The sequence below is a fragment of the Streptomyces sp. NPDC091371 genome (assembly GCF_040684275.1).
GTDB lineage: Bacteria > Actinomycetota > Actinomycetes > Streptomycetales > Streptomycetaceae > Streptomyces.
Genome location: NZ_JBFBFP010000048.1, coordinates 13,426 through 35,473, shown reverse-complemented (window position 1 = coordinate 35,473; position 22,048 = coordinate 13,426). Strand labels below are relative to the sequence as shown.

The following is a 22,048-nucleotide window of genomic DNA, read 5'->3' as shown; positions in this document are numbered from 1 at the left end:
AGCACATCCCGAAAGGAACTCCCATGAGCAACGAACCCCTCCGCCTCGCGGTGATCATCAGCAGCGTCCGCGACGGCCGCTTCGGCCCCGTGGTCGGCAAGTGGATCGCCGAGCGGGCCAAGGGACGCGAGGACCTGACCGTCGACGTGATTGACCTGAAGGACCACGACCTGCCGGCCGCGCTCTCGTACAGCCCCTCGCCGGAGGCCGCCGAGATCCTCGGCCAGGTCTCGCCGCGCCTCGAGGCGGCCGACGCCTACATCGTCGTGACGCCGGAGTACAACCACAGCTTCCCGGCCTCCATCAAGCAGCTGATCGACTGGAACTACTCCCAGTGGCGCGCCAAGCCGGTCGGCTTCGTCTCCTACGGCGGCCTCTCGGGCGGTCTGCGCGCCGTGGAGCAGCTGCGACCCGTCTTCGCCGAGCTGCACGCGGTCACCGTGCGCGACGCGGTCAGCTTCCACATGGCGTGGGAGCAGTTCAACGAGGACGGCAGGCCGAAGGACGAGACGGGCCCGGCGGGTGCCGCCAAGGTCCTCCTCGACCAGCTGGCCTGGTGGGGCAACGCGCTGCGCGAGGCCCGCGCCAAGAACCCGTACCAGGCCTGACCAAGAGGCACGGGCCCACGCCCGATGACCGACCGAAAGGAAGTGACAGGATGACCCGCACAGCCTTCGTCTTCCCCGGCCACGGCTCCCGGCGCGTGGGCATGGGACGGCATCTGCTCGCCCTGCGGCCGGACCTGGCCGACACCTACTACCGCACGGCCGACGACCTGCTCGGCATTCCCCTGTCACGGCTGTGCTGGCAGGGCCCCTCCCGGGACCTCGACGACCCCGCGGTCGCCCAGCCGGCCGTGCTCCTCACCAGCCTGGTCACCCTGGAGGTGCTGCGCGCCCGGGGCGTGGAGCCCGACCTGGTCGCGGGCCACAGCCTGGGCGAGTACACCGCGCTGGTCGCGGCGGGCGTGCTCGACTGGACGGATGCGCTGGCCCTGGTCCGGCTGCGCGGCGAGCTCGTCGCGTCGGCCAACGACCGGGTGCCCGGAGCCATGGCGGCGGTGCTCGGCCTGGAACGCCCCGAACTGGCGCGGCTGTGTGCCGAGTCCGCCGCCGCGACCGGCCGGGTCGTCGAGCTCACCTGCGACAACGGCCCCGGGCAGACAGTGGTGTCGGGCGAGGCGCAGGCCGTGGCCCATCTGATGCGGGCTGCCGAAGCGGCCGGAGCCGTACGGGTGGCGGAAGTGGGGACCGGCGGTGCCTTCCACTCCAGTCTGCTGCGCGGCATCGAGGCGGAGTTCACCGAGGCCCTGATCGAGACCGAGTTCCGCGACCCGCGCATCCCCTTCGTCTCCAGTGTCACCGGCGCACCGGTGACCACGGGCGCCGAGGCGGTCGTCGCGCTGCGTGCCCAGCTCACCAGCCCGGTGCGGTGGAACGAGGCCATCGGCGAGCTGGCCGCCCGCGGCACCGGCCGGTACGTCGAGGTCGGCCCGGGCATGGTGCTCGGCGGCCTGATCCGCCGGATCGTGCCCGGCGCCCGCGTCCACGCGACGCACACCGCCCACCAACTGGCCCGGGCCGCAGACGGCTTCGCCGCCACCACCGTCACCGCCGCCTGACCACCGATCCAGGGAGAGTGCGAGAACACCATGCCTGCTGCGAACCAGACGATCCAGTCCCGGATCGACGAGCTGACCGCGATCAAGGAGTCCGCGCAGCTCGGTCCGGATCCCGCCGCCACCGAGCGCCAGCACGCCAAGGGCAAGCTGACCGCCCACGAGCGCGTGGCGCTCCTGCTGGACAAGGGGTCCTTCAACGAGGTCGAACCCCTGCGCCGGCACCGGGCCTCCGGCTTCGGCCTGGAGCACAAGAAGCCCTACAGCGACGGCGTCATCACCGGCTGGGGCACCGTGGACGGCCGCACCGTCTTCGTCTACGCCCACGACTTCCGCATCTTCGGCGGCGCACTCGGCGAGGCGCACGCCCAGAAGATCCACAAGATCATGGACCTGGCCGAGGCCGCCGGTGCGCCGCTCGTCTCGCTGAACGACGGCGCCGGCGCCCGTATCCAGGAGGGCGTCACCGCCCTCGCCGGCTACGGCGGCATCTTCCAGCGCAACACCAAGGCCTCGGGCGTCATCCCGCAGATCTCCGTGATGCTCGGCCCGTGCGCCGGCGGAGCCGCGTACTCCCCGGCTCTGACCGACTTCGTCTTCATGGTCCGCGAGACCTCGCAGATGTTCATCACCGGCCCCGACGTCGTCAAGGCGGTCACCGGCGAGGAGATCACCCAGAACGGCCTCGGCGGCGCCGACGTCCACGCGGGCACCTCGGGTGTCGCCCACTTCGCGTACGACGACGAGGAGCAGTGCATCGAGGACGTGCGCTACCTGCTGTCGATGCTGCCCGCCAACAACCGCGAGCTGGCGCCCGTGGTGCGCACCGGCGACCCCGCCGACCGGCTCAACGACGCCCTTCTCGACCTGGTCCCGGCCGGCTCGGGACAGGCGTACGACATCCGCAAGGTCATCGAGGAAGTCGTCGACGACGGCGAGTACTTCGAGGTCCAGCCGGCCTGGGCGCCCAACATCGTCTGCGCCCTGACCCGCCTCGACGGCCACGTGGTCGGCATCGTCGCCAACCAGCCCGCCGCCATGGCCGGGGTGCTGGACATCGAGGCGTCCGAGAAGGGCGCGCGCTTCGTGCAGTTCTGCGACGCCTTCAACATCCCGCTCGTCACCCTCGTCGACGTCCCCGGCTTCCTGCCCGGCGTGGACCAGGAGCACAACGGCATCATCCGGCGCGGCGCGAAGCTGCTGTACGCGTACTGCAACGCGACGGTGCCCCGCATCTCGCTGGTGCTGCGCAAGGCGTACGGCGGCGCGTACATCGTCATGGACTCGCGCTCCATCGGCGCCGACCTGGCGCTCGCCTGGCCCACCAACGAGATCGCGGTGATGGGCGCCGAGGGCGCGGCGAACGTCATCTTCCGCCGGGAGATCAACGCGTCGGACGACCCCGACGCGGTCCGCGAGATGCGGATCAAGGAGTACAAGGACGAGCTCATGCACCCGTACTACGCGGCCGAGCGCGGACTGATCGACGACGTCATCGACCCGCGCGAGACCCGCACGATCCTGATCCGCTCGCTGGACATGCTGCGCGCCAAGCACGCCGATCTGCCGTCGCGCAAGCACGGCAACCCCCCGCAGTGACGGAGAGGACGAGGACCATGAGCACTTCCCCATCCGCCGCCGGCACCGGCTCCCTCCTCGACGCGGGCGGTGTCGTCCGCGTCGAGAAGGGCGAGCCCACGCAGGAGGAACTGGCCGCGGTCATTGCCGTGCTGCTGTCCCGCCCGGGACAGGAGACGGCCGACGAGGACGCGACCGATGCCCGGGCCGGCTGGCGCCGGCCCGAGAGCGCCCAGGGCCACCGCACCCCGCGCAGCTGGCGGGCCCCCCGCGCCCAGTGGGTCTGAGGCCCTCGAACCTCACAGTACGAGAACGAACGAACACCGCGTGAACGGAGGCAGTGGCACGTGAACGTGACCACCGAAGAACTCGGGTCCCAGCCCGGGAGCCGACTTGCCGTCGAGCTGGCAGCGCTGCGCAATCAGGTCGGCGAGCTCAGCGACAGGGCAGCGATCAGCGCCCTGATCGACCGCTATGTGGTCCTGCTCGACACCCAGGACGAGAACGATCTCGACGAGTCCTGGCCCCTCACCGTCTTCACCCGCGACGTGCGGCTCCGCTTCCCCATCGGAGACCACGAGGGCGTGGCGGGCGTGGCGAAGTTCCATTACGAGGCCAAGCAGAAGTTCGCCCGGACCCTGCACCACAGCTCGAACCACGTCATCCACCTGGACGGCGACCGGGCGGCGGTGCGGTTCCACCTGACCGCGACCCATGTGCACCACAACGGTGACTCCGGGCCGCTCTTCGACATCGGCGGGTACTACACCGGCGAGGCCGTGCGTACGGAGCAGGGCTGGCGCTTGCGGGAGTGGGAGTTCCACCTCATCTGGGCCACGGGTCCGGGCCCGAACGGCAAGCCGATCATGTGAGCCGCCGCGTGCCGGAGCCCGGGCGGGAGCCGTTGCTCCCGCCCGGGCTCCGGTGCGTCCTCTGCGTCCTTTGCGTCCTCAGCGCTTGGCGAAGATCGCCAGCAGCTCCGCGGGGAAGGCCCCGTTGGCCGCGGCGAGGCCGGCGAGGCGGCCCACGATCCCGGTCAGGCGGGCCGCGCCCTCGGCGCCCAGCGCCTCGTACGGGGCCCGGTCCAGCCGGTCCGTCTCGGCTTCGAGGTCCTCGCGCAGCTGTACGCCCGACGAGGTCAGCCGGCCGTGGCCGTCCATCAGGCCGCGGGCGCGCAGCCGGTCCTCGGCACCGGCCCAGTCCTCCTCCGTCCAGCCGCGCTTGGCCATGACGATCTCCTTCGGCATGCCGTCACGGCTCGCCGAGTGGGAGACCAGCGCGTCGAGGCCGGTGAGCTCGGCGTTCTGCAGCGCCGCGATGTGGCTGTCGCCGCGGTGCTCGCGCAGCAGCGTGGCGGCGTACCACAGCGCCAGGTGCGGCTCCTCGGGCACCGGCTGGTCGGCGTGGGCGGAGTACAGCGGACGGCCGGCGCGGTCGCCCGCCCGGGCGGCCCGCAGCGCCAGCTCGGCGGCCTCGGCCGTCTCCGGTGCGGAGAGGGCGGCTTCGCCCAGATGGCGGCGCAGGGTGGCATCGGCCGAGCGCAGCCTCAGTTCGACCACGGTCGTGTGGGACACCCGGGTCCAGACCCACGGGATGTGACGGGCGACCAGCTCGTGCCGGAAGCCGTAGAACGCGGCCGTGACCACGCCGGGGCCCGCCGGGCCCAGGGCGGCGGAACGGCCCGCGAGGTAGGCGGCCATCGGGTCGTCGATGCCGTGGCCGGCCAGGTGGTCCGGCAGGTCGGGAGAGAAGTAGACCGTCGAGTGCAGTGAGTTGAGGGCTTCCTGGCAGCGTCGGCCGACGCGCTCGGGCAGGTGAGTCATGGTCATGGTCATGCCATCGACGCTAGCGGCGGCGACGGCCGGACGGGAGGGACTTTTCCCGTGAAATCCATATATTTGCGCAAATCAAATGATTATTTATTGCATTTGATGATCCTGACTCAGCGAAGGGAGCTCTGATCACATGGCCGACTCGCCGGACTCCGGTGCACCAGAGGTACGTGACATCGTCCTCGACGCCGCGGGCGTCCCCCTTTCCGCCCTGCTCGCCGAACCGCGGCACACGCCGCCGCGCGCCGTGGTGGTCGCCATCCACGGCGGCGGAATGAGCGCGGGCTACTTCGACAGCCGGGCCCGCCCCGGGCTCTCGCTGCTGAGGCTGGGCGCCGAGCTCGGATACACCGTGCTGGCGGTGGACCGGCCCGGTTACGGCCGGTCCGCCTCCGCCCTGCCCGAAGGGCAGAACCTCGACGACCAGGCGGCCACCCTGAGTGCCGCACTCGCCGACTTCGCCGCCCGCCACGACACCGGCGCCGGCTTCTTCCTGGTCGCCCACTCCAACGGAGGCAAGCTGGCGCTGGCCACCGCCCAGGAAGGCGGACCCGACCTGCTCGGCCTCGACGTCTCCGGACTCGGCACCCGCTTCGCCGTGGACGTGAACCAGCTGCCCGGCCCGGACGGGCACGGGGACTGGCGCCGGCACTGGGGCGCCCTGCGGCTGTATCCGCCGGACGCCTTCCGGCTCAGCGGCGCCCTGGTCAGACCGGTACCGCTGCGCGAGGCGCGCGAGGGACCGCTGTGGCCGGACCTCTACCCCGGCATCGCGGCCTTCGTCCGGGTGCCGGTCCGCTTCACCTTCGCCGAACACGAGCGGTGGTGGCGGTTCGACGAGCAGGCCGTCGCCGCCCTGAAACGCCCGCTGGCCGCACCCCGGGTGACCGTCGACCTCCAGCCGGACGCGGGGCACAACATCAGCCTCGGCTGGGCGGCCCGTACGTACCACCTCCGGGCGCTCGGCTTCCTCGAGGAGTGCCTCCTCGCCAAGGACGCCGCCCCTCCCACCAGGACCGCGCGGACCCCCCGCCCGCGCAGGGCCGCCGAAGGAGCGGCCGACCGCGCGGTGGCGCACCGGTCGCGCACCCACACCTGAAAGGCAGGGAGAAGTGAATTCCGACGTTCTCGAACACCAGGACCGGGCCCTGCAAGAGCCCGACACCCGACGGCCCGCGCTGCTCGCCGGCGAAGAAGAGGAGACCCCCGACCAGCACATCTTCCGTGGCGTCGACTGAACCGGCTCGGACCTAGCCCATGCACATTGAGGAAGACCGATGAAGAGCACCCTCGCGGGCGCATTCCAGTCCCTGACGATCCGCAATTTCCGGCTGTTCGCCGCGGGCCAGCTCGTGTCCGTCGCCGGCACCTGGATGATGGTCGTCGCCCAGGACTGGCTGGTGCTCTCCCTCACCGGGGACTCGGCCTCGGCCCTGGGCATGGTGACGGCACTTCAGTTCGCACCGCTCCTGCTGTTCACCCTCTACGCCGGCGGCCTCGCCGACCGGTACGACAAGCGCAGGCTGCTGATGGGCGCCAACCTCGTCTCGGGTGCACTCGCCGTGCTGCTCGCGGTGCTGGTGCTGGCCGGGGGAGTGCGGCTGTGGCACGTGTGCCTGTTCGCACTCGGCCTCGGCGTCGTCAACGCCGTCGAGGTGCCCGCCAGGATGTCGTTCGTCAGCGAGCTGGTCGGTGCCCGGCTGCTGCCGAACGCCTCCGCGCTGAGCGCCGCGTACTTCAGCTCGGCGCGGGTGGTGGGACCGGCCCTGGCCGGCCTGCTCATCAGCCGGTTCGGCACGGGCTGGGTGATGCTGCTCAACGCGGCGAGCTACCTGGCGACCGTCGTGGCGCTATGGATGGTGCGTCCGGGAGAGCTGCACCGGTCCGACCGCCGCCCCGAGCGGGCCCGGGTGCGGGACGGAATCCGCTACCTGGTGGCGCGGCCGGGCCTGATCCTGCCGATGGTGCTCGCCGGTGTGGTCGGGATGCTGGGATTCAACTTCCAGCTCACCCTCCCGCTGCTCGCCAAGACGGTCTTCCACGCCGATGCCGCCGCCTTCGGGCTGCTGACGGCGGCGCTCGCGGCCGGCTCGCTGGTCGCGGCGTTCGCCACGACGATGCGCCGCGCCCGGCCCGCTCTCGGCCTCGTCACGGCGGCCGCGGCCGGGTTCGGGACGCTGGAGATCCTGTCGGGCCTCGCGCCGACGTACACCACGACCGCACTGCTGCTGTTCTTCACGGGCATCGGGTCGATCTACTTCGCGCAGGCCGCCAACCACCGGATCCAGCTCGGCACCGATCCCGACTACCGGGGCAGGGTGCTCGCCCTCTACACCCTGGTCTTCCAGGGCACCACCCCGCTGGGAGCGCTGATCATCGGCGGAGTCTCGGGACACCTGGGCGCGCGGGCCGGGCTGATCCTCGGCGGTGCGGCCTCGGTCCTCGCCGCCGCCGCGGTCTGGGGCGCGGGTCGGCGCCGCACCACGGACCCCGCCGCCACCCCCGCCGGCGGCCGTCAGCCGCGCGGCGCCGAGCGCACGTAGCCGGTCGAGCGGGCTTGAGTTGAACCGCGGTTCAACTTTTAGCATCGGCCCGAGTCGATCAACCGGTCGGCGCCACCGACCCCTGGGGAGCAGCCATGTCCGCCAAGCCTCTGCGCATCGCCGTCATCATCGGAAGCGTGCGGGAAGGACGTTTCGGGCCCGTCGTCGCGAACTGGTTCGCCGACCGGGTGCGCGAGCACAGCGACATCGAGCTGGACGTGATCGACCTCAAGGACGCCGGACTGCCCATGGTCCTTCCGGGGTTCGGCGCCCAGCCGGCCGGAGAGACGGCCGCCGCCGCCGAGACGATGCGCGAACGGCTGGGCGCGGCGCACGCCTTCGTGGTCGTCACCCCCGAGTACAACCACAGCTACCCGGCCTCGGTGAAGAACGTCATCGACTGGCACAACCGCGAGTGGCACGCCAAGCCCGTCGGCTTCGTCTCCTACGGCGGCATGTCCGGCGGCCAGCGCGCCGTCGAGCACCTGCGCCCGGTCTTCTCCGAGGTGCACTCGGTCACCGTCCGGGACACGGTCAGCTTCCACAACGTGTGGTCGCAGTTCGACGGCGAGGGCAACCCCACCGACCCGGAGGGCTGCAACAGCGCGGCCAAGCTGATGATCGACCGCCTGCTGTGGTGGGCCGAGGCCCTTCAGGAGGCCCGGGCCAAGAGCCCCTACACGATGTGATCGCTACGGCTGGGCGAGCCGGCGCGCCCCCGGGCCCTCCTGGCCCAGGGCGTCGCCGGGGTTGGCCAGGGCGCAGCTGCTGAGCGACATGCAGCCGCAGCCGATGCACCCCGCGAGCCGGTCGCGCAGGTCCTCCAGCCGGCGGATCCGGTCGGTGAGGGTGTCGTGCCAGCAGTGCGAGATCCGCGCCCAGTCCTCCGCCGTGGGGGTCCGTCCCTCACCGAGCAGGCCCAGTACGGACTTGACCTCCGCCAGCGGGATGCCCAGCTGCTGCGACATGCGGATGAAGGTGACCCGGCGCAGGGCGTCCCGGGCGTAGCGGCGCTGGTTGCCGGAGGTGCGCTCGCTGGTGATGAGACCGCGGCGCTCGTAGAAGCGGAGCGTGGAGGCGGGCACGCCGCTGCGCGCGGCGAGTTCGCCGACGGTGAGCCGCGTGTGCTGCGGCGACGGTGTCGTCATGGAGGACCCAGGGGGTAGGGGATCGGATGCGGAGCCCCCGTCAGGAGGTCACCCGCGCTGTCCTGCGGGCCGCGCGGAACGTCTCCTCGACGTCCTGGGCCCAGTAGTACGTGCGGCCCGCGCGCTTGTCCCGGCGCCACCGTTGCTCGCTGGCGAGCCGGTACACCGTACCCGAGGGTACGCCGCGCAGCCGGGCGACCTCGGTGGCGCTGACCCACTCGGCGGCCCGGCGGCCGCCGCCCGCCGCGCCGCCCGCCGCGCCGCCCGGGGCGGCCTCGCCGAGGCGGCGTCCCAGGCGCGTCCACTCCTCGGAGGGCCAGCGGTGCGCGGAAGTCTCGCTGCATACGATCTCGGGCAAGGCGGCGCCCCCGGTGCGGACATGGGCGATCAGGCTGCCCTGGCAGTCGGGTTCGGTGCACGCGCCGACCTCCATCCGGCGGCTCGGGTCCGGTTCCACGATCCGGCGGGCGGCGCGGACCAGCCGGCCCACCTCACGGCTCGCCTCGGCCGCCGTCTCGTGCCCCGCCAGCCAGGAGGCGTGGAGAACGAGGAAGTGCGCGAGCGCCGTCACCGTCCGGGACGGAGCAGAGACGCGCCGCTCCTGGGCCACCAGCCCGCTCCAGGACCCGAGCACCGACAGGACCGACGCCCGCACCTCGGCGGCCCGGGTGTTGAACGGCATCCCCGGAAGCGGTCCGCCGGTGATCCGGCCCTCCGGCGGCGCACCGGCGCGGCGGGCGCCGGCGAGCGCCGACTCACAGGAGTGGTAGAGACCCGGCAGCCGCTCCAGGTCCGTGACGAGGCGCCGCGCGCACCCCGGGCAGAGCCGGCTGCCGCGGGCGGCCGGGTGCGGCTCACCGGTCGCGCACGCGGCCCCGCCGCAGAGTCGCGCCGCCGTCCGTTCCGTGTCATGGATGTCCATGACACGGAACGGTAGGCAGGTGCTCACATCGGGACAATGCGCGCCGTTCTAAGCTTTCGCTAACGCTCCACGGTGGCGGCGATGCTGTCCAGCACGCGGTCCAGCCCGAACCGGAAACGGGCGTCCGGGTCCAGGCGCTGGGTGTCCGTCTCCTCCAGGACACGGGCGAACATCGGGTAGTCCCCGCTCGCCACCAGGTGCCGGGCGTACGGCTCGGCCCGGCGGATCCACTCCTGCATGTCGACCTTGGTGCGCAGCGCCTCCTCCGCCCAGCCGACCTCGTTGCGGATGAAGCCCTCGACGTATCCGCTGAACAGGCCCACCACGCTGAGGAGTTCGTCGACCGAGAGGCCGAAGCGCCCGAGCGTGCCGAGGACGAACTCCTGCTGGCGCAGTGTGTTGGGCCCCCAGACGGGGTGTCCGGGCGTACGGGTCGCCAGCCAGGGGTGCCGCAGCCAGAGCGCCCGCCGCTGGTGGGCCGTCAGCGTCAGGTCCTGCCGCCAGTCGGACGAGGGCTGCTCCGGCAGCTCCACCTCGCCGGCGACGTGGTCGACCATCAGCTCGACGAGGTCGTCGCGGGTCGGGATGTAGTGGTAGAGCGTCATGACCCCGGTGCCGAGCTCGGCGGCGATCCGGCGCATCGACGTGCGCTCCAGCCCCTCCGCGTCGGCGATCCGGACGGCAGCGGCAGTGATGCCGGCCCGGCTCTGGCCCCGCCGGGGCCCGGGCCCCTGCTGGGCCGGGGCCTCGGGGCGCATCCAGATGCTCGCGTACTCGTCGTCGGCCACGGTTCTCCCCAGTCGGTTCTCCCCTGTTCCAGAGGCACTTGCGCACACGCTACCCCGCACCGCGGGCCGTGGATCGGGCGCGCACGGTAAAGGTCGGCGCGCATTTCGACAAGACGGTGTTAAGTGCTCTGTACGGGAACGCAGGATTCTTGATCCTCCCCGAGTGGTGCTCTAGCGTTCCGAGTGTCGCGGACGGGGGGAACGGAGTGTTTGTGACGAGCCGGCGAACGTTGCCGCGTAAAGATTCCCGTGAAGTCTTTGTGTTCTCCGCTCCCACCCGTGCCGATTTCTCTGTCGAAAACGCACGGCCCTGGAATCCGGTCGGGAGTGAGTCCACATGCTGGTCTTGATAGTGACGAACGACTTCGAATTTTCCGCCGAATTGACCCAGGGGCTGGAGAACAGCGGCCACCGGGTCGAGGTGGCGGACGGGCCCGACGCGGCCCTCGCCCGCCTGGTCGACGTGGACGCCGTCCTCCTCGATCTCAACCTGTCGGGTGCCGACGGCTTCGAGCTGTGCCGGGCGATACGCTCCGCCTCGCCCGTGCCGCTGATCGTCGCCGATGCGCACGACGACGTGTTCGACCGGGTCCTGAGCTTCAAGCTCGGAGCCGACGACCACGTGCACCGCTCGTGCAGCGTCCGTGAGCTGATGGCCCGCATGGAGGCCGTACTCCGCCGCGTCGACACCTCGTGGCAGCCCTGGAAGCACGGCGGCGCGCAGGCCGAGCAGATTCGCGAGCTCGGCGGGGTGCGGATCGCCCTGCGCGACCGGACCGTCACGGCGAACGGCTCCGAAGTGATGCTGACCCGCAAGGAGTTCGACATCCTCACGCTCCTCGCCTCGGACGTCGGACGGGTCTTCAGCAGGGAGGACATCATGCGGGAGGTGTGGGGCCACGACGGGGCCGGCGACACCCGGACCCTCGGCGTGCACATGGTCGGGATCCGGCGGAAGCTGGGTACCCCCGCCCTCGTCGAGACGGTCCGCGGCATCGGTTTCCGCCTGAGCGTGCCGCGGCACGCGCGTGTCCCCGAGAGGGAGGCCGTCGGCGCGGGCCGGCGCGCCGCCGTATAGCTCCCCCCAAGGTCCCCCCCCCGACGCCGTGGTCGCAGCGCTGTGCGCTGCGGCCACGGCGTTTTTTTTGCTGCCCGGGGGAGCCTCCCGGAACCTAATGAAAACCTAGAAAGCCACTGCTTGTTCTTTGTACGCCCAGAAAAGATGCTGTTCGTAATGTCCCGTGAATTGATTACGGACACAATCCCACGGATGAGCGGAGGCGGTCCATGACTGCGGTCACGACGGATGACAAGCAGCAGATCAAGGAGATCATCCTTGACATCCTCGAACTCGAGGAGGACGAGATCAGCGAAACGAGTCTGTTCGTCGAGGAGCACGACGCCGACTCCATGCGCCTGATCGAGATCCTCTCCTCGCTCGAGCTCAACTTCAACGTCACCATCGAGCAGGCCGACATGCCGCGCATGGTGAACCTGGCCGGCGTGTACGAGGTCGTCTCGGAAGCCGCTCGATGACCGGCTCCGCGACGCGGCGCCCGCGTCTGGACATCGTCGGCTGGTCGGCCACCTCGCCGTTCGGTACGGGCCGCAACGCCTTCGCCGAGGGACTGCGCGAGGGCCGCTCCACCGCCGCACCGCTCGACCACGAGCGGTGGCAGGTCCCGGCCGGTTCCGGCTGTCTGGTCCCGGACTTCGAGGTCCGCTCGGTGCTCGGCAAGAAGGGCACCCGGATGATGAACCGGGTGACCGGCCTCGCCGTCAGCACGGTGGGCGACCTCCTGGCCGGCATGGACCGCACGGGGCTCACCCCCGAGACCACCGGCCTGGTCCTGGGCACCTCCGGCGGCAGCGTGCAGAGCACTCTGGACTTCACCAAGGGCTCCCTGACCGCCCAGCGTCCCTTCCTCGTCGAACCGGGGCTCATCCCGTACGGCGTGATGAACGGCGCAGCCGGCCAGGTCGCCATCTGGCACGTCCTGAAGGGCCCGAACGCCACGCTGGCCGCCGGGCGCTCCGCCGCGGTGCCCGCCCTCAACTACGCCCGGCGGCTGCTGCTCACCGGCCGGGCCGGAACGGTGCTCTGCGGCGCGGCCGAGGAGTACTCGACCGCCCGTGCCTGGCTGGCCCGGCACACCGCGGAGGGCTCCCCCGACGAGCTGCTCCTGGGCGAGGGCTGCGCGATGTTCGCGCTCAGCGCCGCCGACCCCGACTCGGCTCCTGCGGGTGCCTCGCTCGTCGGCGTCAAGGCGATGACGTGCAGCGACGGCAACTGGGCCGAGGTCCTGCGGCGCTGCGTCGAGCGGCTGCTGTTCGACGCGGACGCCAAGCCGGACGAGGTCTGGGCCGTGAGCCCGTCCGGTGCCGCCGGAGCCTCCGGCGACGCCGAGCAGGCACTGGCCGAGGAGCTGGCCGAGGCCGGCGACGGCACGGTGGTCCCGGTGGCACACCTCCTCGGAGAGGCGCAGGCCGCCTCTGCCGCGTTCCAGCTGGCCGCCGTGGTCAGCCTGGCCGAGGACGACGTCCGGTCCGCCGGCCGCCTGTCCCTGGTCACCACCACGGACGAAGGCGGCACCGTCGCCGCCGCCCTGCTGCGCCACCACTGAGGACTCTCGGGGAACTCGGGACGGCTTGGGAGCCGGCCCGGGCCGTCGGACGAGCAGACCTCCGGTGCGCAGCCCGTACCCCCCCAGCCCGGACGCCCCGGCGGACCGGGCCGGGCCGCGCGCCGGAACACCCGAGAAAGGGCGCATGTTGATCACCCTGGAAGCAGTGGAGTCCCATTTCCCCGACCGCACGGTCACCATCGACGACCGTGCGGCCGAGCTGGGGCTCACCCCGGAGCAGACGCACATGTTCCGCCGCCACTTCGGCCTCGACCGCATGCGGTACGACCCGTCCGTGGACCTGGTGGAACAGCTCGTGTCCGCCGCCGAGCGGGCCCTCGAGGGCACCCCGCGGGCCGCCGTGCGCCACCTGCTCCTCGGCCACGCCCTGCACGGCGCCGGCCACCTGCCGCCCGACATCCTGCAGTTGCTCGCCCGGCGGCTGGGGCTGGAACACGCCACCGCCTTCGCGCTGACCCAGCAGAACTGCGCGGTGTCGATGTCCGCCGTGGACGTCGCGGGCGCGCTGTTGCAGACCGAGCCGGACCCGTCCGCGCGCGCCCTGGTCCTCGTCGGCGACAAGCCGCGCACCCGGGCGGCCCAGCTCATCATGAACACCTGCATCGTCGCGGACGGGACCGCCGCCGCGCTCGTGGCGTGGGACGGGCCGGGCGTGCCCGTGCGCTCCTTCGCCACCCGCACCCTCGGGCAGTTCTCCGACGGCATGCTCTCCACGCCCGAGACCTTCCGCGCCGCCGCCGAAATGCGCCCCCGGGTGCTGGCGGAGGTCATGGAGGAGGCGGCGCGGCGGGCCGGCCACACCCTCGCCGACATCCAGTGGTTCATCCCCTCCAACCCCAACGTCGTGTTCTGGAAGGACGCCGTCCCGGACGAGGAACTGCGGTCGAGGTTCTTCCTCGGCAACATCCCCCGGTACAGCCACTGCCTGGCCGCCGACGTACTCGCCAACTACGCAACCCTGCGGGAGGAGAAGCAGTTGGAGCCGGACCGGCCGGTCATGTTCGTCGCCATCGGCGTGGGAATGACGTTCTCCGCCATGGTCGTCACCCCCCGCTCCGAGCACGGGGCGGTCAGCCGATGAGCCTGCGCCTGGACACCGCCGTGGAGTACGCCGCGGAGCCGGCCGGACCGGACGCGCCGCCCGTGCACCACGTGGACCTCGTCGACCGGCTGCTGGAGCGCGCACCGGAGCCGGAGCCGGCCGCCGGCCCGGGCCCGGACCTGGTGGTGCTGGTCTATGCCGCCGCCGACACCCAGGGCCACAAGACCACCGCCTCCCACCTGAACCGGCGTACCGGCGGGGCGGCCCACAGCTTCGCCCTCACCGGCCAGGGAGCCGGCGGTCCGTTCACCGCGCTGCGCGTGGCCGACGCGTGCGCGCGGACCGGCCGCGGCTCCTCGTCGGTGCTGGCCCTCGTGGAGTGCGCGGGCGCCGACGGGGCGTCCGTCGCCTCCGGCGTCCTGCTCCGGCTCGACGGGAGCCCCGGTTTCGGCGTGGCCGAGACCACCTCCGTACCCCTGGACCGGCTCGCCGAGGCGTGCGCGGCCCTGGTGCCCGAGGAGGGACGGCTGCTGCTCGTCCTCGGGCCGGGGACGGATCCGGGGGTGGCCCCGGCCGAGCGGACGGACATCCGTACGACGCCTTCGGACAGCTCGTGCACCGCCGTGTGGCGGCTGTTGGCGAGGGAGTCGGAGTCGTGGCGGGAGCAGTACCCGGTGGTGGTGCTCTGCGCCGCAGACCCCGCCACCGGCACCGGTCACCTCGCCGTACTACGTGATCTGGACCAATGACACACGCCTGCGGGCAGGACCAAGGAAGAGGGGTTCGACATGAGTGACGTGACGGTGCCTGCGGGGCAGCGGCCCGCGCGGGACCGCGTGGTGGTGACCGGACTGGGAGTGTTCTCCAGCATCGGTGTGGGAGTGACGGAGTTCGCCGAGGGCCTGCGGTCCGGGCGCAACGGTGTTTCGCCCATCTCGGCCTTCGACACCACGGGCTTCGACCACGCCAACGGCTGCGAGGTACGGGACTTCGAGCCCGGCCCGTGGCTCCGCCGCTGGCGCGAGGACGAGCTGGGCCGGGCCGCGCAGTTCTCCGTGGCCGCGGCGCGGATGGCCGTGGCGGACGCGGGCCTGACGGACGAGGAGCTGCGCGACAGCCGCGTCCAGGTCACCGTGGGCACCACGGACGGCGAGTCGCAGGACCTGGACCGGCTGGCCGCCGAATGGGTCGCCGACGGGCCGCAGTCGTGGGACCCGGAGACCGCCCGCAGGGTGGGCGCGGGCCGCCTCTCCGCGGCGGTGGCCTGGGAGTTCGGGCTCACCGACAGCGAGGCCGTCACGCTGGCCACGGCGTGTTCGGCCGGCAACTACGCGATCGGCATGGGCCTGGACGCGATCCGGGTCGGCGACGCCGACATCGCCCTGTGCGGTGGCGCGGACGCCATGTGCCAGAAGTCCTTCGCGGCCTTCTACCGGCTGGGAACCATCGCCCCCGACTTCTGCCGGCCCTTCGACAAGGACCGCCAGGGCATCCTCACCGGCGAGGGCGCCGGCGTGCTGGTGCTGGAGCGGCTGGAATCGGCGCTGGCGCGCGGTGCGCGCATCTACGCCGAGGTGCTCGGGTACGGGCTGACCTGCGACGCCCACCACCCGGTGCAGCCCGAGCAGTCGAGCATCGCCCGCTGCATGCGGTCGGCGCTGGACGACGCGGGGGTGCGCCCGGAGGACGTCGACCTCATCTCCGCGCACGGCACCGGTACCCGTACCAACGACGTGACCGAGTCGCGCGCGATCCGCGAGGTGTACGACGGCGCCCCGCCGCGGACCGTCTCGCTCAAGTCGATGCTCGGCCACACGATGGGCGCCGCCAGCTCGCTGTCGGCGGTGGCCTGCTCGGTGGCGCTCACCGAGGAGTTCATCCCGCCGACGATCAACCACCGGGAGACGGACCCCGAGTGCGAGATCGACTGCGTGCCGAACCACTCGGTACCGGCCCAGCTGCGCGTGGTGCAGAACAACGGCCTGGCGTTCGCGGGCAACAACGCGGTGGTCGTTCTGGGCCGCTACCCGGACCCGGAGGGCCACGGCGCCGCGTAACAGCGGCGCGGCCCCGTCCCGCCCCGCCCCGCAAAACCCTTGCGTACGCCGTACGAAGATGGCACTCTGAAGCTATCTTCGTGCGCCGTACGAAGATAGTTCCGCCGTCGCGGAAAGTGAGGAGAAGTCATGGAAGGCGCCCCGCAGCTCCGTGTGGCACAGGCAGGCACCACCCCCACACCCGATGCGGCCGCCACGGCGGGCCGCCGCCGGGTCGGCCTGGGTGTCCTCTCGCTGCTGCTGGGCATGGTGCTCGGCGTTCTGGACCAGGTCATCGTCGGCACGGCCCTGCCCACGATGGTCGGCGAGCTGGGCGGGCTCAGCCTCATGCCGTGGGTCATCACGGCCTACGGGCTCGCCACCGCCGTCACCACCCCGCTGTGGGGCAAGCTCGGCGACCTCTACGGCCGCCGCCGCACCTTCATCGGCGCGATCGCCCTGTTCCTCATCGGCTCGATGGCGGCCGGTCTCGCACAGGACATGACCCAGCTCATCGCCTTCCGCGCCTTCCAGGGGCTGGGCGCCGGCGGGCTGATGGTCGGCGCCTTCGCCCTCGTCGGCGACCTGGTCCCGAACCCGGCCGACCGGATCAAGGTCCAGTCGGTCATCGGCGCCGTCATCCCCGTCGCGCTCGTCGGAGGCCCGCTGCTCGGCGGCGTCCTCACCGAGCACGTCGGCTGGCGCTGGGCGTTCTACGTCAACGTACCGGTCGGCGCCGTGGCACTGGCCGCCGCCGCCGCGGGCATCCCGGCCGCCGCCCGGAGCGCGAAGCAGCGCATCGACTACGCGGGCGTGGCCCTGCTCACCACCGTCGTGGTCGCATTGACCCTGCTCGCGGGCTGGGCCGGCAGCCAGTACGCCTGGGGCTCCTGGCAGATCGCCGGCCTGGCCGCTGTCGCGGCGCTGGCCCTCGTGGCCCTCGTCCGCGTCGAGCGCCGCGCCGCCGAACCGATCCTGCCGCCCCGGCTGTTCCACTCCCGGGACTTCAACGTCGCACAGGTCCTCGGCCTGCTGCTGGCCGCCGGCATGCTGGCCGTCATGGTCCACCTGCCGCTCTACATGCAGAGCGTCCGGGACGTCTCCCCGACCGTCAGCGGCCTGATGCTGCTGCCCTTCATGGGCGGGATGATCGCCGCGCAGCTGATCGCCGCCCGCGTCGTGCTGCGTACCGGCCGGATCCGGGCGCTGGTCCTCACCGGATCCGCCACGGCCGCCGTCGGACTGGCCCTGCTCACACTCCTGGACACCGGGACGGCGACGGCGCTCGCCGCCGGCATGGGCGTGGTGGCCGGCTTCGGGATCGGCATGGTCCTCCAGAGCACCCTCGTCGTCACCTTCGGCAGTGCGGACCGGCGTGACATCGGCGTCGCCAGCGGCCTGCTCAACCTCTTCCGGGCCATCGGCGGATCGCTGGGCATGGCCCTGCTCGGCTCCATCTACGCCGCCGCTTCGCAGGACACGCTCACCCAGCGCCTCGGCGCCGAGGCCGGGCGCGCCCTGTCGCAGTCCAGCGAGCACCTCACCCCGGAGACCCTCGCCCACCTGCCTGCCGAGGCCCTCGCGGCCTTCCGCTCGGCGGTGGTCGACGGCCTGCACAGCGTGATGCTGGGCGGCTTCGTCCTGGCCGCCGCCGGCTTCGCCGCCGCATGGCTGCTGCGCCCCCGCATGGCACCCCCCGCCGGCGCCCCCGGCAAGCCCCCCACGGAAGCCGCCTAGCCTGCGGCACCTCGGACACGGAACGGCCTCCGCCCGATCAGGCGGAGGCCGTTCGCGTTCCCCGGGGCGAACGGCGTGGGTACGGGGCCTTCGGCCGACGAACCTCGGCTGGGCTTTCCCCACCGTGGAACCCGCCGACTGAGGACGTCCCACAGCCGTCGGCGTGCCCCGCCCGGCTCGGTGCGACCGCCGCCCGTTGGGCCGACCGGGCTGGGCTGGGCGCGTTCGGAGCAGGGTTCCCGTAGGCCCGGCCGGCAGCGCCATAGGGTCGGACTCCGTGTCTCTGCGTGAGGCTGAGGAGTGCGGATGAACGGCTGGGCCGTCGTGGTAGCGGGGGGCGTGGTCGTCGGCTACGCCGTGCTGTCGCGGCGCCTGTCGACCACGGTGTTCTCGGGCCCGCTGGTGTTCATGCTCGTCGGTCTGGCGATCGGCCCGCTGGGCCTGGACCTGTTGGACCGGGCGAAGGATCCCGAGGTCACGCGGACGCTGCTGGAAAGCGCGCTGGTGCTCCTCCTGTTCGCGGACGCGGCGGGGATCAGGGTCCGGGACCTGCGCCGGGAGGAGTTCCTGCCGGGGCGGCTGCTCGCGGTCGGCCTGCCGGTCGCGATGGCTCTGGGGTGGCTGGTGGCCTGGCCCCTGCTACCCGGCCTGAGCGTGTGGGAGCTTGCCCTCGTAGGCATCATCCTGGCGCCGACGGACGCCGCGCTCGGGCAGCAGGCCTTCTCCAACAAGCGGGTACCGCCGCTGATCCGCGGCGGCCTGACCATCGAATCCGGTCTGAACGACGGCCTGGCCCTCCCGTTCTTCGTCCTGGCACTCGCGGCGGCAGGTGAGGGACACGGCCATCCGGGCGTCGCCGAGACGTTCCTGCGCGCGCTGCTGCTGAGCGGCGCCATCGGACTCGCGGCCGGCTGGACCGGGGCGAGCCTGTTGCGCTGGACGCTCGCCCGAGGGTGGAGCAGCTCCGACTGGCGGCAGTTCCTCGTACTCGCCCTCCCGGTCGTCGCCTACGTCCTGTGCGCCGTGGCCGAGGGCAGCGGCTTCATCGGTGCCTGGGTCGCCGGCCTGGCCTTCGGCATCCACCTGCGCCGGACCCCCGCCGACCTGGGCATCCCTTCCCGGGACTCGGACCCCGCGCAGAGCACGAGGTTCACCGAACGGCTCGGCCTCCTGCTCGCCTCGCTGAGCTTCCTCGTCTTCGGCGCGGTCATCCTGGGACCGACGCTGCAGCACCTGACGTGGCGCATGGTCGTCTACGCGCTGCTCAGCCTGACCGTCATCCGGATGCTGCCCGTCGCACTCGCCCTGGCCGGCACCGGGCTGCGCCCCGCCTCCGTGGCCTACATCGGCTGGTTCGGTCCGCGCGGGCTCGCCTCCCTGGTGTTCGGCCTGCTCGCCCTGGAGGAACACCTGCCCGGGGGAAACCTGCTGAGCGGGGTCGTCGCCGCGACCGTGGGCCTGAGCATCATTCTCCACGGAGCCTCGGCTCCCTTCTTGGGCACCCGCTACGGCGCATGGTTCACCAGGACACTCCGGGTGGAACCGCACCTGCGGGAGAACGCACTCGCGGGCCCCGAGGCCCCACGCCGGGCAGGTGGAGCGTGAGCACTTCCGACATCGACTTCGAGGCGGTCTTCCACGCCTTGCCGGGCGCCGTCGCGCTGCTGAGCAGGGATCTGGTGTTCGCCGACGCCAACGAAGCCTATCTGTCGCTGTCGGGCCTTACCCGTGAGCAGGTGATGGGCCGCTACCTGTTCGACGTCTTCCCTGACAATCCCGGCGACCCGTCGGCGAGCGGCATGCGCAATCTGCAGGCGTCTCTGCGGAGGGTCGCCTCCACCGGGGAAAGCGACAGCATGGCGCTGCAACGCTACGACGTGGAGGACCCTGACCGGCCAGGGGTGTGGGAGGAGCGGTACTGGAGCCCGATCAACGTCCCGGTGCTCGGTCCGGACGGTGCAGTGGCGCTGGTGCTCCACCGGGTGGAGGAGGTCACCGAGCTCATCCGCGCACGCGGCACCCGCAGCGGTGGTGACGGTGCCCGGGTCCTGGAAGCAGAGCTCTACACCCGCGCCCGGGAACTCCAGGAGCTCAACACGCGCCTGCGCGAGGCCCACGCACGCGAACGCGAAGTCGCACTTCACCTCCAGCAGGCGATGCTGCCCGTGCCCGACCCGCTCGGCCACCGCGCAGCGGTGCGCTACCGGCCCGCCACCGGCTCCCTCAACGTGTGCGGTGACTGGTACGACCTGATCGACCTGTCCGACCGCGACCACACCGTCGTCGCCGTCGGTGACGTCGTCGGCCACGGACTGCCGGCCGCCGGCGTCATGGGCCAGCTCCGCAGCGCCCTGTCCGCCGCCTCCCGGGTAGCGGGCGGGCCCGCCCAGGCCCTTGACGTCCTCGGCCTGTACGCCCGCCATGTCGACGGCGCGGAGTCCACCACCGCCGTTTCGGTTTTCATCGACTGGACCGGCCACACCCTCACCTACAGCAGCGCCGGTCACCCGCCGCCCCTGCTCTGTCACCCGGACGGCACCGTGACGTTCCTCGACCAGGCGACCGACCCCCCGCTCGGAGCCCGCCCAGAACACGTGTCCCGCCCCCAGAGCCAGGTCGGCTTCACGAACGGCTCCACTCTCGTCCTCTACACCGACGGACTCATCGAGCGCCGCCACGAGGACATCGACACAGGCCTCCACCGGCTGGCCGACTCCCTCACCCGCCACCGCACCGCCGACCCCGACCAGCTCGCCGACGCCCTCCTGACCGACCTGATCCCGCCCGCCGGCATCACCGACGACACCGCCCTGGTCGTCCTCCGGCTCTGACGGCACAGCGGCCGACATGTGACTCCGGCCCCGGTGGGATGTCGCCCCCGGGGCCGGAGTCGTGTTGGCAGGGCCGCCCGCCGTCGGCCCGAAGCGTTAGGCCGCGACCACCCGGCTCACCAGTTGGTCGCGGATGCGGGACGGGATCGCCGGGGCGAAGCGCTGGAGGTAGTGGTCCATGTGGGAGTCGTCGCCCACCAGGAACGGGAGGTCGAAGACCAGGAGCTTGCGGACCGCGAGGAGGGGGAGCGGGGCGCGCAGCGGGCGGAAGGACTCGTTGTAGAGGCCCGGCTCCTCGCACACCGGGTGGAACTGGCCGATCATCAGGCCCTCCGCCACGAACTCGTCCTTCGCCTTGCGCTGGAGTTCGTCCAGCTCCACCGAGTCCGTCGGGTCGAAGCCCGGAAGGACCAGCAGGATCGTCAGGAGTTCGCGGTCCTCCGCGGAGAGGGGCTCGGAGAGCGCCGCGTGACGGGTGCGCAGGGAGTCCACCGCCGAGGCCAGGTCCTCGCAGTCCGCGGACGGCAGGGCCAGGTGGAAGAGCTCCTTGCGCAGCGAGGGCTGCGTGTACGGGCACACCGGGCCGGAGCGGCCCAGCTCGGGGTGGCTGGAGACCAGGAAGTCCCGGCTCCACATGAGTACTTGGAGGAGCGGGCCCAGGGCGTCGGCCGGCACTTCGCCCCGTGCGATCTGGCCCGGTGTCCACGACTGGATCAGGTCGTCTCCCCTCATCGGGGGTCCCTCCACATCGGTCGGAGTACGGGTCCGTCCCCGGGCAGGGCGATGTCCCCGCCCAGGCGGTCGAAGCCGGCGCGCCGGGTCGCGGCCTCGCCGCCCGGCGAGCTGGCCTCCGTGTACGCGCCGACGCCCTCGGCGTCCGCCCGGGTGAGGAGTCCGCCCAGGAGTCCGGAGATCAGGCCGCCCTGCTGTCGGCCGGCGCGGACCGCGCCGAACGAGATGTAGTAGTGCGGCGGACCGTGCGGATGGCGCTCCGCCTGGAGGCGGGCGATGGTGCGCAGCGCGTCCGCGTGCTCGCCCAGGGCCTCCTCGAAGGCCGTGTCCAGGGCCGCCTCGTCGGGCTCGGCGCCGGGTGGCAGGAAGAGCAGCACCGCGTCGCCGTCCGGGGTGGTGAGCACGCCGTCGTACGAGGCGGACAGCTCGACGAACACCCGGAAGAACCCGGGCAGCAGCTCGGACCGCAGCCGCTCGTCGGGGATCATCCAGCGGGTCAGGGCGTCCTCGTGGAAGGAGGAGGCGAGGAGGGCGGACAGGTGGGTGACTTGGGAGCGGCTGAGGTTGGGGGAGAGGGTCGGGGACAAGGCAGGCCT

General features: G+C 72.2%; 24 protein-coding genes. 18 read left to right on the top strand and 6 right to left on the bottom strand.

Annotated elements, in window-relative coordinates; translation table 11 throughout:
• Positions 1–23: 23 nt before the first annotated feature.
• Genes AB0O21_RS33845 through AB0O21_RS33825 form a run of 5 tightly spaced genes read left to right on the top strand, consistent with a single transcriptional unit; the run spans position 24 to position 4,068 of the window.
• On the top strand, positions 24–608 hold the full coding sequence (locus tag AB0O21_RS33845; protein ID WP_365177588.1) for an NAD(P)H-dependent oxidoreductase: 585 nt from the start codon (positions 24–26) through the stop codon (positions 606–608).
• A 50-nt stretch (positions 609–658) separates the two neighbouring features.
• Positions 659–1,621: an ACP S-malonyltransferase gene (gene fabD, locus AB0O21_RS33840; protein WP_365177585.1), complete on the top strand. Its 963-nt coding sequence runs from the start codon at positions 659–661 to the stop codon at positions 1,619–1,621.
• Positions 1,622–1,651: 30 nt separating this feature from the next.
• On the top strand, positions 1,652–3,217 hold the full coding sequence (locus tag AB0O21_RS33835) for an acyl-CoA carboxylase subunit beta (RefSeq protein WP_365177583.1): 1,566 nt from the start codon (positions 1,652–1,654) through the stop codon (positions 3,215–3,217).
• Positions 3,218–3,234: 17 nt separating this feature from the next.
• Entirely contained in the window at positions 3,235–3,483 is a 249-nt protein-coding gene (locus tag AB0O21_RS33830) for an acyl-CoA carboxylase subunit epsilon (protein ID WP_365177580.1), read from the top strand.
• 60 nt (positions 3,484–3,543) lie between these two features.
• Positions 3,544–4,068: a nuclear transport factor 2 family protein gene (locus AB0O21_RS33825; protein ID WP_365177577.1), complete on the top strand. Its 525-nt coding sequence runs from the start codon at positions 3,544–3,546 to the stop codon at positions 4,066–4,068.
• Positions 4,069–4,146: 78 nt separating this feature from the next.
• On the opposite strand, the gene AB0O21_RS33820 is transcribed toward AB0O21_RS33825, so the two are convergent.
• On the bottom strand, positions 4,147–5,025 hold the full coding sequence (locus tag AB0O21_RS33820) for a hypothetical protein (protein WP_365177643.1): 879 nt from the start codon (positions 5,023–5,025) through the stop codon (positions 4,147–4,149).
• Positions 5,026–5,161: 136 nt separating this feature from the next.
• On the opposite strand from AB0O21_RS33820, the gene AB0O21_RS33815 reads away from it, so the two are divergent.
• The 4 genes from AB0O21_RS33815 to AB0O21_RS33800 all read left to right on the top strand — a co-directional run bounded on the left by AB0O21_RS33815 (position 5,162) and on the right by AB0O21_RS33800 (position 8,260).
• Positions 5,162–6,127 (top strand): alpha/beta fold hydrolase, encoded by a 966-nt coding sequence (locus AB0O21_RS33815; RefSeq protein WP_365177575.1) that lies wholly within the window; start codon positions 5,162–5,164, stop codon positions 6,125–6,127.
• 13 nt (positions 6,128–6,140) lie between these two features.
• Positions 6,141–6,266: a hypothetical protein gene (locus AB0O21_RS33810; protein ID WP_365177572.1), complete on the top strand. Its 126-nt coding sequence runs from the start codon at positions 6,141–6,143 to the stop codon at positions 6,264–6,266.
• A gap of 39 nt (positions 6,267–6,305) precedes the next feature.
• On the top strand, positions 6,306–7,571 hold the full coding sequence (locus AB0O21_RS33805; RefSeq protein WP_365177569.1) for an MFS transporter: 1,266 nt from the start codon (positions 6,306–6,308) through the stop codon (positions 7,569–7,571).
• 95 nt (positions 7,572–7,666) lie between these two features.
• Complete coding sequence (locus tag AB0O21_RS33800) at positions 7,667–8,260, top strand: NAD(P)H-dependent oxidoreductase (protein WP_365177567.1); 594 nt, start codon at positions 7,667–7,669, stop codon at positions 8,258–8,260.
• 3 nt (positions 8,261–8,263) lie between these two features.
• Here AB0O21_RS33800 and soxR read toward each other — a convergent pair whose 3' ends face one another.
• From soxR to AB0O21_RS33785, 3 genes are read right to left on the bottom strand one after another with little or no spacing between them, the layout of a single operon-like run.
• Entirely contained in the window at positions 8,264–8,719 is a 456-nt protein-coding gene (gene soxR, locus AB0O21_RS33795; RefSeq protein WP_365177565.1) for a redox-sensitive transcriptional activator SoxR, read from the bottom strand.
• A 40-nt stretch (positions 8,720–8,759) separates the two neighbouring features.
• Complete coding sequence (locus AB0O21_RS33790; protein WP_365177562.1) at positions 8,760–9,641, bottom strand: hypothetical protein; 882 nt, start codon at positions 9,639–9,641, stop codon at positions 8,760–8,762.
• A 59-nt stretch (positions 9,642–9,700) separates the two neighbouring features.
• Positions 9,701–10,429 (bottom strand): TetR/AcrR family transcriptional regulator, encoded by a 729-nt coding sequence (locus AB0O21_RS33785; RefSeq protein WP_365177559.1) that lies wholly within the window; start codon positions 10,427–10,429, stop codon positions 9,701–9,703.
• Between the two features lie 337 nt (positions 10,430–10,766).
• Between AB0O21_RS33785 and AB0O21_RS33780 the strand changes: the two genes are divergently transcribed.
• The 9 genes from AB0O21_RS33780 (at position 10,767) to AB0O21_RS33740 (ending at position 20,720) form a co-directional block, all read left to right on the top strand.
• Positions 10,767–11,507 (top strand): response regulator transcription factor, encoded by a 741-nt coding sequence (locus AB0O21_RS33780; protein ID WP_365177556.1) that lies wholly within the window; start codon positions 10,767–10,769, stop codon positions 11,505–11,507.
• 209 nt (positions 11,508–11,716) lie between these two features.
• Positions 11,717–11,965 (top strand): acyl carrier protein, encoded by a 249-nt coding sequence (locus AB0O21_RS33775; protein WP_365177553.1) that lies wholly within the window; start codon positions 11,717–11,719, stop codon positions 11,963–11,965.
• Positions 11,962–13,053: a beta-ketoacyl synthase N-terminal-like domain-containing protein gene (locus AB0O21_RS33770; RefSeq protein ID WP_365177550.1), complete on the top strand. Its 1,092-nt coding sequence runs from the start codon at positions 11,962–11,964 to the stop codon at positions 13,051–13,053. Before AB0O21_RS33775 ends, AB0O21_RS33770 begins: the two co-directional genes overlap by 4 nt.
• 145 nt (positions 13,054–13,198) lie before the next feature.
• Complete coding sequence (locus AB0O21_RS33765) at positions 13,199–14,155, top strand: 3-oxoacyl-[acyl-carrier-protein] synthase III C-terminal domain-containing protein (protein WP_365177547.1); 957 nt, start codon at positions 13,199–13,201, stop codon at positions 14,153–14,155.
• A complete protein-coding gene (locus AB0O21_RS33760; RefSeq protein WP_365177545.1) occupies positions 14,152–14,865 on the top strand; it encodes a hypothetical protein in 714 nt (237 codons plus the stop codon). Before AB0O21_RS33765 ends, AB0O21_RS33760 begins: the two co-directional genes overlap by 4 nt.
• A gap of 39 nt (positions 14,866–14,904) precedes the next feature.
• The gene (locus AB0O21_RS33755) at positions 14,905–16,173 is read left to right on the top strand and encodes a beta-ketoacyl-[acyl-carrier-protein] synthase family protein (RefSeq protein ID WP_365177542.1); all 1,269 of its coding nucleotides are present in this window, start codon (positions 14,905–14,907) and stop codon (positions 16,171–16,173) included.
• Between the two features lie 129 nt (positions 16,174–16,302).
• Entirely contained in the window at positions 16,303–17,889 is a 1,587-nt protein-coding gene (locus AB0O21_RS33750) for an MDR family MFS transporter (protein WP_365177539.1), read from the top strand.
• Positions 17,890–18,195: 306 nt separating this feature from the next.
• A complete protein-coding gene (locus AB0O21_RS33745; RefSeq protein ID WP_365177537.1) occupies positions 18,196–19,494 on the top strand; it encodes a cation:proton antiporter in 1,299 nt (432 codons plus the stop codon).
• Positions 19,491–20,720: a SpoIIE family protein phosphatase gene (locus AB0O21_RS33740; RefSeq protein ID WP_365177534.1), complete on the top strand. Its 1,230-nt coding sequence runs from the start codon at positions 19,491–19,493 to the stop codon at positions 20,718–20,720. Before AB0O21_RS33745 ends, AB0O21_RS33740 begins: the two co-directional genes overlap by 4 nt.
• A gap of 96 nt (positions 20,721–20,816) precedes the next feature.
• Here AB0O21_RS33740 and AB0O21_RS33735 read toward each other — a convergent pair whose 3' ends face one another.
• Both AB0O21_RS33735 and AB0O21_RS33730 read right to left on the bottom strand, forming a co-directional pair.
• Positions 20,817–21,452 carry a DUF6875 domain-containing protein gene (locus tag AB0O21_RS33735; RefSeq protein ID WP_365177531.1) on the bottom strand — a complete coding sequence of 212 codons (636 nt, stop codon included), beginning with the start codon at positions 21,450–21,452 and terminating at the stop codon, positions 20,817–20,819.
• Entirely contained in the window at positions 21,449–22,039 is a 591-nt protein-coding gene (locus tag AB0O21_RS33730; RefSeq protein WP_365177528.1) for a hypothetical protein, read from the bottom strand. The genes AB0O21_RS33735 and AB0O21_RS33730 overlap by 4 nt, the downstream gene beginning before the upstream one ends.
• Positions 22,040–22,048 lie beyond the last annotated feature (9 nt).